Origin of the sequence: Cognatishimia sp. (assembly GCF_049116455.1) — a bacterium.
Classification (GTDB): domain Bacteria; phylum Pseudomonadota; class Alphaproteobacteria; order Rhodobacterales; family Rhodobacteraceae; genus Cognatishimia.
Window position 1 is genome coordinate 64,406 of the sequence record NZ_JAGDYW010000004.1, and the last position, 13,946, is coordinate 78,351.

16 protein-coding genes and 1 riboswitch are annotated in these 13,946 nt (G+C 54.9%); of the genes, 13 read left to right on the forward strand and 3 right to left on the reverse strand.

What is annotated here, in order from left to right; all coding sequences use genetic code 11:
- Window positions 1–23 precede the first annotated feature (23 nt).
- Window positions 24–1,061 (reverse strand): LacI family DNA-binding transcriptional regulator, encoded by a 1,038-nt coding sequence (locus tag JXQ85_RS11740; protein ID WP_421749117.1) that lies wholly within the window; start codon window positions 1,059–1,061, stop codon window positions 24–26.
- Window positions 1,062–1,167: 106 nt separating this feature from the next.
- On the opposite strand from JXQ85_RS11740, the gene JXQ85_RS11745 reads away from it, so the two are divergent.
- Both JXQ85_RS11745 and JXQ85_RS11750 read left to right on the forward strand, forming a co-directional pair.
- On the forward strand, window positions 1,168–2,337 hold the full coding sequence (locus tag JXQ85_RS11745; RefSeq protein ID WP_421749118.1) for a phytanoyl-CoA dioxygenase family protein: 1,170 nt from the start codon (window positions 1,168–1,170) through the stop codon (window positions 2,335–2,337).
- 58 nt (window positions 2,338–2,395) lie between these two features.
- Window positions 2,396–3,505 (forward strand): THUMP domain-containing class I SAM-dependent RNA methyltransferase, encoded by a 1,110-nt coding sequence (locus JXQ85_RS11750; protein ID WP_421749120.1) that lies wholly within the window; start codon window positions 2,396–2,398, stop codon window positions 3,503–3,505.
- A gap of 3 nt (window positions 3,506–3,508) precedes the next feature.
- On the opposite strand, the gene JXQ85_RS11755 is transcribed toward JXQ85_RS11750, so the two are convergent.
- Window positions 3,509–4,693 (reverse strand): alpha-D-ribose 1-methylphosphonate 5-triphosphate diphosphatase, encoded by a 1,185-nt coding sequence (locus tag JXQ85_RS11755; protein WP_421749121.1) that lies wholly within the window; start codon window positions 4,691–4,693, stop codon window positions 3,509–3,511.
- Between the two features lie 92 nt (window positions 4,694–4,785).
- Complete coding sequence (locus tag JXQ85_RS11760; protein ID WP_421749122.1) at window positions 4,786–5,478, reverse strand: DUF1045 domain-containing protein; 693 nt, start codon at window positions 5,476–5,478, stop codon at window positions 4,786–4,788.
- A gap of 174 nt (window positions 5,479–5,652) precedes the next feature.
- Window positions 5,653–5,753, forward strand: a riboswitch (TPP riboswitch).
- Between the two features lie 58 nt (window positions 5,754–5,811).
- Here JXQ85_RS11760 and thiD point away from each other — a divergent pair.
- From thiD to JXQ85_RS11815, 11 genes are read left to right on the forward strand one after another with little or no spacing between them, the layout of a single operon-like run.
- Window positions 5,812–6,609, forward strand: a complete 798-nt coding sequence (thiD, locus tag JXQ85_RS11765; protein WP_421749166.1) for a bifunctional hydroxymethylpyrimidine kinase/phosphomethylpyrimidine kinase — start codon at window positions 5,812–5,814, stop codon at window positions 6,607–6,609.
- Window positions 6,606–7,580 carry an FAD-dependent oxidoreductase gene (locus JXQ85_RS11770; protein ID WP_421749123.1) on the forward strand — a complete coding sequence of 325 codons (975 nt, stop codon included), beginning with the start codon at window positions 6,606–6,608 and terminating at the stop codon, window positions 7,578–7,580. Before thiD ends, JXQ85_RS11770 begins: the two co-directional genes overlap by 4 nt.
- Window position 7,581: 1 nt before the next feature.
- The gene (gene thiS, locus JXQ85_RS11775; RefSeq protein WP_421749124.1) at window positions 7,582–7,779 is read left to right on the forward strand and encodes a sulfur carrier protein ThiS; all 198 of its coding nucleotides are present in this window, start codon (window positions 7,582–7,584) and stop codon (window positions 7,777–7,779) included.
- Window positions 7,780–7,783: 4 nt separating this feature from the next.
- On the forward strand, window positions 7,784–8,557 hold the full coding sequence (locus tag JXQ85_RS11780; RefSeq protein WP_421749125.1) for a thiazole synthase: 774 nt from the start codon (window positions 7,784–7,786) through the stop codon (window positions 8,555–8,557).
- The gene (locus tag JXQ85_RS11785; RefSeq protein WP_421749126.1) at window positions 8,554–9,150 is read left to right on the forward strand and encodes a thiamine phosphate synthase; all 597 of its coding nucleotides are present in this window, start codon (window positions 8,554–8,556) and stop codon (window positions 9,148–9,150) included. The genes JXQ85_RS11780 and JXQ85_RS11785 overlap by 4 nt, the downstream gene beginning before the upstream one ends.
- Window positions 9,147–10,115 carry a HesA/MoeB/ThiF family protein gene (locus tag JXQ85_RS11790; protein ID WP_421749127.1) on the forward strand — a complete coding sequence of 323 codons (969 nt, stop codon included), beginning with the start codon at window positions 9,147–9,149 and terminating at the stop codon, window positions 10,113–10,115. Before JXQ85_RS11785 ends, JXQ85_RS11790 begins: the two co-directional genes overlap by 4 nt.
- A gap of 30 nt (window positions 10,116–10,145) precedes the next feature.
- Window positions 10,146–11,081: an ABC transporter substrate-binding protein gene (locus JXQ85_RS11795; protein ID WP_421749128.1), complete on the forward strand. Its 936-nt coding sequence runs from the start codon at window positions 10,146–10,148 to the stop codon at window positions 11,079–11,081.
- Window positions 11,082–11,083: 2 nt separating this feature from the next.
- A complete protein-coding gene (tenA, locus tag JXQ85_RS11800) occupies window positions 11,084–11,752 on the forward strand; it encodes a thiaminase II (RefSeq protein WP_421749129.1) in 669 nt (222 codons plus the stop codon).
- On the forward strand, window positions 11,749–12,471 hold the full coding sequence (locus tag JXQ85_RS11805; protein WP_421749130.1) for an ABC transporter ATP-binding protein: 723 nt from the start codon (window positions 11,749–11,751) through the stop codon (window positions 12,469–12,471). Before tenA ends, JXQ85_RS11805 begins: the two co-directional genes overlap by 4 nt.
- On the forward strand, window positions 12,471–13,124 hold the full coding sequence (locus JXQ85_RS11810; RefSeq protein ID WP_421749131.1) for a TenA family protein: 654 nt from the start codon (window positions 12,471–12,473) through the stop codon (window positions 13,122–13,124). The genes JXQ85_RS11805 and JXQ85_RS11810 overlap by 1 nt, the downstream gene beginning before the upstream one ends.
- Window positions 13,121–13,861, forward strand: a complete 741-nt coding sequence (locus JXQ85_RS11815; RefSeq protein WP_421749132.1) for an ABC transporter permease — start codon at window positions 13,121–13,123, stop codon at window positions 13,859–13,861. The genes JXQ85_RS11810 and JXQ85_RS11815 overlap by 4 nt, the downstream gene beginning before the upstream one ends.
- Window positions 13,862–13,946: the final 85 nt, after the last annotated feature.

Sequence of the window (13,946 nt, forward strand, 5' to 3'; positions counted from 1 at the left end):
TTCCGACGTTGCGACACACCTTGCTAAATCGGGGCTTCTGTTGCCCGCCGCCCCAACATTGGTGGCACTAGAATACGCATCGATTGGTCTAAAGAGAGCTCTGTTGGCTTGGTTCCGAGGTGATTGGAGAGAATGATGCGCCAGGCATTGCGCATGTCCTCGCGAAAATCGTGATATAGCAGCAGGTCGATTTCCCCGGCCTCTAAAAGCGATTTGTTATCGGGATCAAGATCGTGGGCGACGAAAACCCCAGGTGAAATGCCATGCGCCTTAAGGGCAGATTTCATCGAGATGTTGCTACCGCCGATGGAATAAAGGGCGTCGAGCCCCTTTTTTGTAGCGACCTCTTGAAGGCTTTCTAGAAAATGAGGGCGGTCACGCCCTTCGGTAAGGGTCAAAACCCGTGCATCCGGGCGCTGTTTGGTCATGGTATCCTGAAACCCTTTCGCGCGCTCTAATTCTCCTTTGAAGCGGTTGTTGCGTAGGGTCATCACAATGCTCGGGGTAGGGCGTGCGCCAAGCCATTGATGGGTGAACCATGCAGCAGTTTCCCCAGCGCGGATATTATCGAGCCCAATATAGGCGGTGCGATCTGTGTCTTCTAAATCGGTGGCCAATGTGACGACAGGGATATTTGCAGCTTCGAGTCGGTTCACCATCTCTTTCACACGATCCGCAACTGGAGACATTAGAATGACACCATCGCTGCCTCGTCGCAAAATTTGGGAAAGCTGTTTTTCAATCTCGTCAATCGGAAATCGACTGCGCAGATCGGACCTTAAGCGGATCACAGCGGGCCGCATCAGTGGTAGCTCTTCTTTGCAAGCCAAGTCCAAAGCATACAGAAAAGTTTGCGGCGCTTCCACCACAAGATCGACAAGAATTTTGCGCCCTGTCATGGCCAATTGTTGGCGTTGATCCTCGAGTGCGACAATGGCCTGCTGCACCCGGTCAATCGTTTGCTGGCGGACATTACCGCGCCGGTTCAAAACGCGATCCACCGTGGCCTGCCCCAACCCCGCCTGTAGCGCGATATCTTTGATCAGAAAACGATGTGCCATGCGCACCTTCTAAATGATGTGTTTTTGATGGTTTCAGGGGCCCGCAATAACCCTACGCCGGGATAAGATTTTTGCAACGATTATGCACTTTGGGAGGAATGGTGTGATGGCAGATCAAGTTTGGATGAATGATGCGTCCTGTGATGTGACGGAGTTTGCGTCTCATATTGCGCAGGACACCAAGGCCGAAGACTATCCGCGCGCCGTCGATATTCAGGCTAAGATTCCGATCTATGATGGGGCCGCATTGATGCAACGCAATCAGTCAGATGCCGATTGGAAACCAGTGATGGCGGAATGGAATCAAGCCTTCGCCACTGGACCTGGGATCATTGCTATCCGTGCGGGCTTTACGGATCATGACTTGATCGACGCCGTAACCGTGGAGTTGAATGCCATCATCGCAGAAGAAGAGGCCGAAGGCGCTGGGCTGGGGGATCACTTTGCGACTGCAGGGGCCAACAGTCGCGTATGGAACGCTCATGAAAAACTTGCTGTTCGAAACCCGGATTTGTTTGTGCGCTACAACGCGAATGAATGTGTTCGACGTGTAAGCGAGGCTTGGCTGGGGCGCGGGTATCAGATCACAACGCAGGCCAATGTGGTACGCCCAGGAGGGAAGGCGCAGACCGCGCACCGGGATTATCATATGGGGTTTCAATCTAAAGAAGATTTGTTGACTTATCCGGCCACACAACATGCTTTATCCGCGCAATTAACGCTGCAGGGCGCCATTGCCCATTGCGACATGCCCATTGAGTCAGGCCCCACAAAGCTGCTGCCTTATTCGCAAAGTTATACGCCGGGTTATCTAGCGATTCTGCGTGAAGACTTTCGGGCGTATTTTGAAGAGGTCTATGTGCAACTCCCCCTGCAAAAAGGGGATCTATTGTTCTTTAACCCCGCGACCTTCCATGCGGCTGGAGACAACACGACATCTGATATCCAGCGCATCGCAAACCTCATGCAAGTCGGATCGGCCTATGGGCGGTCGATCGAGATCGTAGATCGCGCGCGGTTGTCCAATTCGGTCTATTCCGCACTAAGCGCTGCGAAATCGGCGGGGGACCTGACGAGCCGGGAAATTGATAACGTGGTTGCAGCTTCTGCTGAAGGCTACCCGTTTCCGGCCAATCTGGATATCGACTCGCCTCTGTCGGGCATGGCCCCGCCGAGTCAGCAGGATGTGATGCGTGAAGCTTTGCAGGAGGGCTGGAGTGAGCAGATGTTTGTGCAAGCATTGACGGATCAATTGTCCCGCAAACGTTCGCATTAGGGGCAATTCGACTGGTAAATGGGTTGGCAAATGGGGCGTTTCCTCCTAGGGACGCCCTATGATGTCAGCAACCAAAATGCCCGTTTTCCTAGCCTGCCCTCCTGGATTGGAACCCATCCTGCGTACAGAAGTACGGCAAATGGGGTGGAAAAAAGCCAAGGCTGTCGCGGGCGGCGTCGAGTTCTTCGGCGATTGGGGCGATGTTTGGCGGGTAAATCTGGAACTGCGCGGCGCCACACGTGTGTTGGTGCGGATTGGTACTTTCACTTCGTTGCATCTGTCACAACTTGATAAAAGCGCGCGCAAATTTCGCTGGGCGGATTTCTTGCGTCCGGATGTATCGGTGCGAGTCGAGGTCGTATCTCGTCGATCCAAAATCTACCATGAAGGGGCAGCTAAACAACGGATTGAACGTGCCATCCAGGAAGAGCTAGGTGCGCCGATCGATGCGGAGGCTGACATCACTTTGAAAGTGCGGATCGAGGCTAATCAAGTCACGATCAGCATCGATAGTTCAGGTGAGTCCCTTCACAAGCGCGGCCATAAAGAAGCGGTTGGCAAAGCGCCAATGCGCGAAACATTGGCCGCCTTGTTCCTGAAATCTTGTGGGTATGATGGTACGCAGCCTGTTTATGATCCGATGTGTGGTTCAGGGACATTTGTGATCGAGGCTGCTGAAATGGCGTTGGGCTTGCAAGCAGGCCGCGCTAGGTCATTTGCGTTTGAGCAACTCGCTACATTTGATGCTGAATACTATGCTGATCTAAAACGAGATGCAGATAAGGCAACGGCGCTAATATTCTATGGCTCTGATCGCAATGATGGAGCTGTGGAGAATGCTAAGGCCAATGCAGAGCGTGCAGGGGTCACTGCACAGACGCAATTCTATCAGTCTTCCATCAGTGACATGGTGCGCCCGGAAGGCCCGCCAGGTCTGGTGATAGTGAATCCGCCTTATGGGGCACGGATTGGCGATAAAAAGCAGCTGTTTGGTCTTTATTCAGCGCTGGGCAAGCGCCTTAAAGAGGAATTTTCCAGCTGGCGTGTGGGGATAATCACCACCGATAGTGATCTGGCGCGGGCGACGGGGTTGCCTGATCTGACCAATGGCGCGCCAATTCCGCATGGGGGATTGAAAGTCCGCCTCTTTCAGGCGGGCCCCCTCTGAGGCTTATTCAGCTGCCAGCGGGAGCGCCGTTTGCTCTCCGCTCATAAATCGATGAGCGGCTTCTCCAGACAGATGGGTGATATGCCCATTGGAAATTGTGGCCTCAATAGCACGGGTTAATTTGTGCACGATCGTCAGGTCGGCGCGTTTGCCATAGTCGATCTCTCCTCGATCAGAGAGGCGCATGATCCGCGCTGGATTGCGCGAAATCAGGTTCCACGCCTTTTCCAAAGGAAGGACGCCCTGATCTGCGATGTGAAATGCGGCGTGCGCCAGCGCGGGATAGTAATAGTCAGACACTAAGGCGTCACAGAGGCTACCTTCGACCAACTCCATTGCCGAAATATTGCCTGACTGGCTGCCTCCGCGCACAATATTAGGTGCGCCCATTAGAACAGGGTCATTCACAGCTTTGGCCAAAGCCGCAGGAGCGCGTGTGGTTGGAAACTCGCAGACTTTTGCGCCGATCAGCGAAAAGGTCTCGCGGGTGTCGCCATCTGGATCATCGTGGCTGCCATAAATGACCCCAAGCTGATCAAATGCCTCAGCTAGTTTGCATAGGTACCGCGGGACGTCTTTACTCTGGTCGCGAGCGGCATCCACAAGTGCGAGGTGTTGCTGAACGGATCGCCCGCTGTTTTTAGCCCAATGCGCCAATTCTTCGGGTTTGGCATGGGCCTGAAATAGTGCCTCTTCCAGATGGTTGTTAAAGATCACGTAGTCAATGCCGAACCGTTGGATGGCGCGCAATAGGCGCTCTCGGGTTGTGACAGTATGTGTTTCGCAACGGATTTGGACACGCAGATCGGTTGCCATTTGTGGGCGATAGTGATCGACCGCATCTAAAAACGTTTCTGCAAAGTCAGGACCGCGACGGCCACCCTCCCAGCTCCAGCTTTGCGCCATCCATGCGGTAGTGACCCCATTCGTGGCGGCGTCTCGATCTGTAGCACGTAGACCTGTTTCTATGGGAAATGGCGCAGAGGGGCGCGGGGCGATGTGGCGCTCAAAGGCGTCGCCGTGCAGATCAATGATTCCGGGTAGGATGTAGTAACCGGATAGATCGACGGCAGGCAGCGGACCCTTGGTGATCCGCCCATGGGCGATGCCGACGGACCGTTGCTGCATTTCGCCATCGCGCAAGGTGGTGGCTCCGGTCAAGCGGAGAGGGGGTAGTTGGACAGACATGGCACTGCTCTCAAAGATTTGAGCACAGCCTATGCGTGTTTTGTGAAGTCCAAATGACAGCAAGCTCGAATACTTAGACTTCGTGCGTAAATTTACGCTGTTCCGAGCAAAGGAAATCGAGAAATTTCGTGAAAGCGCCCCATTTCATCTTCGCCAGCAAGTGTGAGGTCGTTGATGGTAAATGGCGCAGGCAGTATATGTGTGAGGGCTGGTTGCAATATATCCCTGAGCTCTGCCGCGTGATTATCTTTAAGTCGCCCGGTCAAGGTCAGGTGAAAACGGAACTCTTCAAGTACATATGGGTAGCCCCATTGCATCAGGTTGGCCTCTTGGCGCTCTGAAAGGTTCGCTCTGCGTCGCTTGGCAAGTTCGGCTTCTGATGGTGGCGCGCGGAACGCATCAAGGGCCATAACGACATTTGAAGCCAGTGCGCTGAGAGAAGAGGTGTCGCCCCTCACAGTTAGTGCCAGAAACCGTCCAAGCTTACTGAGTTCGAGCCCATCAAACGATAATGGCCATAGGTCCTCACAGAGCGCCTTTGTTTCTGATTGCAATGCATCAAGGGTTTTACCGTTAGCCAAGCGAAATGGCGGCTTGATGGTACCATGAAAGCCGTATTTGCGCGGGGTTTCCGTTAGCGCTGAGATGTCATCGTCTAACCCATGGATGATCGGATGCTGTACTGGAAGGCCAGTCGCAACGTCCCATCCAAGCCATGCCGCACCAAAATCTGCCAACGGACCGGCGGGGGCGGTGTAGTAAATTGCATATCGTTGAAATTCCATGTCCGCCCGGCCTTCGCTTCATTTCACATTGGTTCAATCTAATTGTCAGATATGGATGACATGTGAATGACAAAAGGCAAGGAGGTTGCTTTTTTAAGATGACTCCAGACACCCTCCGTTAGGAGTCCAGTTATTTGCAAATCTTGCACCCGGTGCCTTTTATTGTTAGGTCAACGCCATCCGTTGGGGTGCTTCACTTGAAGCTGAGAGGCAATAGCCAACCCATCGAACCTGATCCGGTCAATACCGGCGGAGGGAACGGAACCAAAGCACGGCGCATGCCCGCGACAGGATCCCCCTTTGCTGAAAAGACCAAATGGCGGAGGGAACGGCATGGCCAAAGCGGCTTTGACAATTGCGGGATCTGATAGCGGCGGTGGCGCTGGCATTCAGGCGGATTTGAAAACATTTTCGGCGCTGGGCGTGTTCGGCACCAGTGCGATTACCGCGATAACTGCGCAGAACACGCAGGATGTGACAGCGGTAGAGCCGATTTCGAATGAGGTTGTGGCTGCGCAAATTAAAGCCGTGCTTGATGATATTGAAATTCACGCGGTGAAGATCGGAATGCTAGGTTCTCCTGCATTGATCGAAACTGTGGCGCGGTCGTTGGAAGGTTTTGCTGGTCCGGTTGTTCTTGACCCCGTGATGTTGTCGAAATCTGGCGTCGCATTACTGCCGGATGAGGCGGTCGAGGCATTGGTGACAGTCCTGTTGCCGCGAGCGACGGTCCTGACACCAAACCTGCCAGAAGCGGCAAAAATCCTCGGCGAAGCAGAAGCCGTTGGAGATGATGCCGTTCTCGCGCAGGGGCAACGAATTCTTAAAAGTGGCGCACATGCTGTTGTCATGAAGGGTGGTCATGCAGTCGGTGAGACCTGTCGAGATTGGTTGATCACCTCCGATAGTACGGTGCATCTGGACGCACCACGTATTGCAACGCGCAACACTCATGGCACGGGCTGCACTCTGTCTTCGGCGATTGCAGCGGAACTGGCAAAAGGGGCTGATCTTGAGGCCGCACTGACCCGTGCCCATGGTTGGCTGCACGGCGCGATCAAAGCTGCTGATCAGATTGATATTGGCCACGGGCACGGTCCGGTACACCATTTCCACGAGGTTTGGACGTGAGCCAAACCGTCACCATACTTGGCTCCGGCGTTGTAGGGCTGACGGTGGCTGCCGAACTGTACAGTTGCGGCTGCGATGTGACGGTTGTGGACCCAAACGGAGCGCCCGGGCCACATGGGTGTTCGTGGTGGGCTGGCGGAATGCTGGCGCCTGATTGCGAAGGCGAGGTTGCTGAAGAACTGATCGTGCGTCTGGGGCGAGAGGCTGCAGAGTGGTGGCAGTCGATGGGCGCAACGCTGACATACCAAGGCTCAGTGGTGGTGGCTTTGGGCCGTGATCGACAGGAATTGGATCGCTTTGCGCGCCGCACCGAAAACCACAAGATGCTATCGCAGGACGAGCTGGCAAAGATAGAACCCTATCTGGGCGAACGGTTTGGTCGCGCTTTGTATATGCAGGCCGAAGCGCATTTGAACCCACGCGAGACCATTCTTGGCTTAAGAACCCGTTTGGACAGTGAAGGTGTTCGATTTGTTGCCGAAGCAGAGCCGGTCGGACAGGTGATCGATTGCCGTGGCTTGGCGGCGCAAGACAGTTTGCCCGAGCTGAGAGGCGTTAAGGGTGAAATGGTAATTCTGCGCACAAAAGACGTGACGCTGGATCGCCCTGTGCGCCTACTGCATCCGCGTTTTCCGCTTTATATTGTGCCGCGTGGCGATGGTGTTTTCATGCTGGGTGCAACTCAGATTGAAAGTGGTGAACGCAGCCGTGCGACGGTACGCTCGGTTGTGGAACTATTGAATGCGGCCTACGCGCTGCACCCGGCCTTTGGCGAAGCGGAACTCCTGGAGATTGGCGTCGATGCGCGGCCTGCCTTCCCAGACAATTTGCCTCGGATTACCGGCAAAGACGGCACAATTTATGTAAACGGGTTGTTTCGACACGGCTACCTTCTGGCCCCCGCGATGGCGCGGATGGTGGGTGAATTGGTGGTCGACGGAAAAATCCCTGAAGTTTGGCATGAGGCCTGAAATGAAGATCGTAGTAAATGGCGAAAAAGTCGAAGTGACGGCCACCTCGTTGGAGGCCATTTTGGTCGAACTAGGCCATGGCGAGGCCAAAGTCGCCACAGCTTTGAATGAAGAGTTCGTTCCTGCTGCCTTGCGCGTCAGCACTGAACTTGAGGCGGGTGACCGTCTGGAGATTGTTGCACCACGGCAGGGAGGCTGATCCGATGCCGACGTTTTACGGAACTGAAATTCAATCGCGCCTGATGCTGGGCACAGCGCAATACCCGTCACCTGCGATTTTAGCAGATGCTTTCCGTCGCTCTAAGGCCGGGATCGCAACTGTTTCGGTGCGCCGCGAAGCTGGGGGGGAGCAAGCAGGTCAGGCATTTTGGGATTTGATAAAAGAGCTGGATGTGGCGTTGCTACCAAACACCGCCGGGTGCCATTCGGTCCGCGAGGCTGTCACCACCGCGCATATGGCACGCGAGTTGTTTGATACGCCTTGGATCAAGCTTGAAGTGATTGGGCATTCCGACACCTTGCAGCCAGATGTTTTCGGATTGGTTGAGGCCGCAAGGATCCTGTCCGAGGATGGGTTTCAGGTCTTTCCATATTGTACCGAAGACTTGGTGCTCTGCGACAAGCTGCTGAATGCGGGCTGTCAGGTTCTAATGCCATGGGGCGCACCGATTGGTACCGGATTGGGGCTGAATAACATCTACGGGCTGCGCTCATTGCGGGGTCATTTCCCGGACGTGCCATTGGTTGTGGACGCAGGTCTTGGTGTGCCGAGTCAGGCCGCGCAGGCCATTGAGATGGGATACGACGCGGTCCTTCTGAATACGGCTGTCGCGAAGGCTGGCGATCCAGTGGCCATGGCCGAAGGCTTTGCTTTGGCGGTTGAGGCCGGGGCTCTGGCCTATCAGGCCGACCCGATGGAGCCGCGCGATATGGCCGCGCCATCTACGCCTGTGATTGGAAAGGCGTTTCTAGAATGAACCTACCGCGTTTTTATCCTGTTTTTGACGACATCCGTTGGCTTGAACGCATGGTGCCTTTGGGCGTTAAGCTTGTGCAGCTGCGCATCAAGGATACGCCTATGGCTGAGGTCAAAGCGCAGTTGCAGGCCGGCAAAGAGCTTTGTGCTGAGCATGATGCGATCATGGTTGTGAACGACTATTGGGAGTTGGCGATTGAACTTGGGTGCGGCTGGTTGCATCTGGGGCAGGAAGATTTGGATGCCGCCGATCTAGGAGCCATCCGTGCCGCCGGTCTAAAGCTGGGCGTGTCCACGCATGACAATGCTGAACTGGATCGTGTTTTGGCGTTCGAGCCTGAATACGTCGCCCTTGGGCCTGTGTATCCGACCATTTTGAAAAAGATGAAATGGCATCAACAAGGCCTCGGCCGCGTCTCGGAATGGAAATCGCTTCTAGGGGACACACCGCTTTGTGCGATTGGCGGTATGTCCGTCGAGCGTGCTCCGGGCGCCTTTGAATCCGGTGCTGATATTGTGGCCGCCGTGACGGACATCACATTGAAGGATGACCCAGAAGCGCGCGTTCGCGAATGGCTGGAGGTCTGCAAGTGAGCCGATACACCCGCCAAATCGCCGTCGATGGTTTTGGTCCTGAAGGCCAGGCAAAGCTAAGTCGGGCGCGGGTTCTGGTGATAGGTGCAGGAGGCCTGGCTGCACCTGTCCTGCAGTATCTGGTTGGTGCGGGAATCGGGTTCATTCGCCTAGTTGATCCTGACGATGTCGAGCTATCGAACCTGCACCGACAAACTCTGTTTCGCACAGGTGACATTGGTCTGCCAAAAGTCGAAGCGGCTTTGGCACACATGGTGGGCTTGAACCCTGAGGTGCAAATCGAAGCTTTGCAGCAGCGGTTTGAACCTGCGACAGCCCCCAAGCTGATGGGTGATGTCGATATCGTGCTGGATTGCGCGGACAGCTTTGCTGCAAGTTATATTGCCAGCGACTTCGCGACCGCCAAGAAAATGCCGCTGATCAGCGCTTCTGTGGTGGGCACCGAAGGTTATTGTGGTGGATTTTGTGGCGGTGTGCCTTGTTTGCGCACGGTATTTCCGGATTTGCCAGAACGGCTGGGCAGCTGTGATGCGGATGGGGTGCTTGGCCCCTCGGTAGGCGTGATCGGCTCTATTCAGGCGCAAATGGCAATCGCCGTTCTGACAAGTGCTACCCCTTCGCCCGTTGGGCAGCTTGTGACCTACAATGCGGCCACGATGCGGTTTGGGGGATTCCGGTTTGACAATGCACCGGTTCAGATTGGTGGCCATTCCTTCATTTCCCAAAACCAGATCAGGTCAGATGACTTTCTGATTGATCTGCGCGCTGTGGATGAGCCGGGTCCAGACCTGCCGGATGCGCAGCGGGCGACGGTTAGTGATTTCTCAGAGGGCGGGCCGATGCCTGCTCTTGAACAACGCGCGGTTTTTGCATGCCGATCAGGCCTTCGAGCTTGGCAGGCAGCGGACCGGTTAAAGGCCCATTGGCCCGGACAAATTTTGCTGATCGCACTCGGAGACGCGTGATCACATGAGACCCTCAAAGGAGAGACCCCAATGAAAAAGTTCCTTATGGCAGCAGCAATGCTGACAGCCACACCAGCCTTCGCGGCTGACAAAATGACCGTTCTGTTGGACTGGTTCATCAACCCGGATCACGGCCCAATCATCGTGGCGCAAGAAAAAGGCTTCTTTGCCGATCAAGGATTGGAAGTCGAAATCGTGCCACCTGCAGATCCATCAGCCCCGCCTAAACTGGTCGCTGCTGGCCAAGCTGATCTAGCAGTTTCCTATCAGCCGCAACTGCACTTGCAGGTCGCAGAAGGTCTGCCACTGGTGCGCGTTGGCACCTTGGTTGCGACGCCTTTGAACTGCTTGCTGGTTCTGGCTGACGGCCCGATCAAAGAAGTCGCAGATCTGAAAGGCGGCAAAGTCGGCTATTCCGTTGCCGGTGTGGAAGAAGCACTGCTGGGCACTGTTTTGAACACCCACGGTCTGGGCATGGACGACATTGAGCTGGTGAATGTAAACTGGTCCCTGTCCCCATCCTTGATGTCTGGTCAAGTTGATGCGGTTCTGGGTGCATACCGGAACTTTGAGCTGAACCAGATGGAAATCGAAGGCGTTGAAGGCAAATGCTTCTACATCGAAGAAGAGGGCGTGCCGACTTATGACGAGCTGATCTATGTAGCCCACAAAGACACCATGGATGCCGACAAAACCCGCCGTTTTCTGCGCGCAACTGAACTGGCGACACAGTACATTGTGAACCACCCGCAAGAGAGCTGGGAAATCTTTGCTGGCACATCTGCGGAACTACAAGACGAGCTGAACGAAAAAGCATGGGTCGACACTCTGCCACGTTTCGCACTGCGCCCAGAAGCGCTGGACGAAGGTCGTTACGTGCGTTTTGAACAGTTCTTGGCAGACGCAAAGCTCGTTGAAGGCATCCGTCCGGTGTCCGAGCTGGCCGTTGACCTAGGCGCTCAGTAAGCATGGCTTACGGTAAAACATTTCCGCTTTGGCGGGACGCGGCGGGCCATAATTGGCCCGCTTACGTGGATCACGCATTTGTTCGTGGCCTTAAGGATGGCTCGTTGCCACGCGAGGCCTTCCTTCACTATCTGACGCAGGACTACGTGTTTTTGATTCATTTTTCTCGTGCGTGGGCTTTGGCAATCACCAAAGCAGATACGCCAGAAGAGATGCGTCTGTGCGCGGGCACTGTGAATGCGCTGATCAACGAAGAGATCGCACTACACATCAAAACCTGCGCCGAAGCTGCCATCTCTGAAGAAGATCTGTTCGAGGCTGAAGAGCGACCAGAGAACCTCGCCTATACGCGTTATGTGCTGGATGCGGGCCATTCTGGGGATTTCCTTGATTTGCTTGCCGCTCTTGCGCCATGCGTGCTGGGTTATGGTGAAATCGGTGCGACATTGATCAAAGATCACGCACCAGAATACGCTGAATGGATCGGCACCTATGGATCGGATGATTACCAAGGTGTCTGCAACGAAGTAGCTGCTTTGATCGATGCTGCTGTCGAGCGTCGTTTGGGAGCAAATCCAACAGAAAGCCCTCGTTGGGCGGCACTTTGCAAACGCTTTGATATGGCGACCAAACTTGAAGTTGGTTTCTGGGACATGGGGCTGCGCCCATGACAATGGCCCCGGCGCTTTATATGCGAGGCAGCGCAAAGATCGGGGACATGCCGATCTTTGAAGCGCTAGACCTGCATGTCGCAGCGGGGCAGTGGACCTGTTTGCTGGGCTCAAGCGGCGTCGGCAAATCAACGGTTTTGAAATTGTTCGCGGGGCTGGCGGAACATGTCAGCTTTACTGGTGATTTCGGGGCGGACGGAGCCTCTTTGGAGGGGCGGATCGCTTTGATGGCACAAAGTGATCTGCTGCTGCCTTGGCTTTCAGTGGCAGACAACGTGGCTTTGGGCGCGCGTTTGCGTGGCGAAAGATCTGAATCTGCAAATGTCATGACGGTGCTTGAACGCGTTGGCCTCGCCGAAAAAGCCAAAAGCAAACCGACCGAACTGTCCGGTGGGCAGCGCCAACGTGTTGCTTTGGCGCGGACTTTAATGGAAGACCGTCCAGTGGTGCTGTTGGACGAACCCTTTTCAGCACTCGACGCTAAGAACCGAGCTCTAATGCAGGAATTATCTGCAGAACTATTAGAAGACCGTACTGTTTTACTCGTCACCCACGATCCGGCAGAAGCCGCACGCCTTGGGCATATCATCACTGTGATGACCGATCGTGGCATTGAACCCGTCTCACCGCCGCAGGGACCAGTGCCCCGCGCTGTAGACGATGAAAACGTATTGAAGGTGCAAGCTGCGTTGCTTGCGCAACTAAGAGAGGACGCATAATGCGCGCGACCGAGAGATTGAAGATGATGGCTGCCGAAGATTGGATGCTTGCGACGCGCCATCCATTCACAGCAGCTTTGGCCGACGGGACATTGGACCCAGACTTGATGCGCGGATATCTGCAGCAGGATTATTTGTTCATTGACCAATTTGTACGCCTATTGGCGACTACGATCGCCCATGCGCCAACGCTGGCCGACAGTGTCCCTGCCGCGCAATTTTTGGGTGTGATTACCGGTCCCGAGAATACCTATTTCCTACGCAGTTTTGAGGTGCTTGGCATCCAAGCCCAGGCCGAACCAGCACAGGAGACAGTGAATTTTCAGAATCTGATGGAAGAGGCGCGTCTGTCTGGGCGTTATGAAATCATGTTGGCGGTGCTTGTTGTAGCGGAATGGGTTTACCTTGAGTGGGCCACACCGTTTGCTGATCGTGCTGATGATTTGCCTTTCTGGCTAGGCGAGTGGATTACTCTGCATTGTGGCGAAGGATTTGAGGGCGTGGTCGAATACCTGCGCACGCAGCTTGATCAGGTTTGGGATGATCTGGAAGGTCACCAAAAGGCGATGGTCGAAGAATACTTCTGCGAGGCGGTCAAACGTGAACGCGCGTTCTTTGAGGGTGCATGGGCGGGGTTTAACATCGCATCATGAAGGGATGGCAGGCAGGTATAGCTTCGACCCTGATGGGGCTCGCGATTTGGCAAGCGATTGTTACGCTTGGTGATCTGCCGAAGTTTATTCTGCCAGGGCCAGCTTTGGTGGCCGAAACCCTTTGGAAAAGCCGTTTTTTCATTCTTGAAAACGCTTGGATCACCTTTGCAGAGGTGCTTCTGGGGCTTGTGCTTGGCGCGCTGATTGGCGGGATCAGCGCCATAATGCTGGCCTCATCTCCAGTGGCGCGCGCCTTGGTGCGCCCGATGTTGGTGTTCACGCAAGCCGTACCGGTTTTTGCCCTCGCACCAATCCTGAACCTTTGGCTGGGCTTCGGTCTGACGTCCAAAGTGATGATGGCCCTGATCATCGTCTATTTCCCAGTCACCTCAGCCTTCTTTGATGCGTTGATCCGTGTCAATCCAGATTGGCTGGGGCTGGCCCGCGTCATGGGGGCAAGCAAATGGCGGGTCATGTGGCACGTGCGCATTCCTGCGGCCCTGCCCGGCTTTGCCTCGGGCCTGCGCTTGGCAGCGGTTTATGCCCCTATTGGGGCGATTATCGGGGAATGGGTCGGCGCTTCTAAAGGGCTGGGCTATTTGATGCTCTTGGCAAATGGGCGGGCAAAGATCGACCTGATGTTTGCAGCACTCATTGTTTTGGCCGTTATGACCATCTGCCTGCACACGGCGACGGATAAATTCTGTCGTAAGTTCTTGGATCGTACGGAAAGCTAGGTTCACAGCGGCCATTTGGCTGTCGATCACACTCTATTTGTTGTTGCCAAAAGAAAACCCTCGGTCATTTCTGACCGAGGGTTCT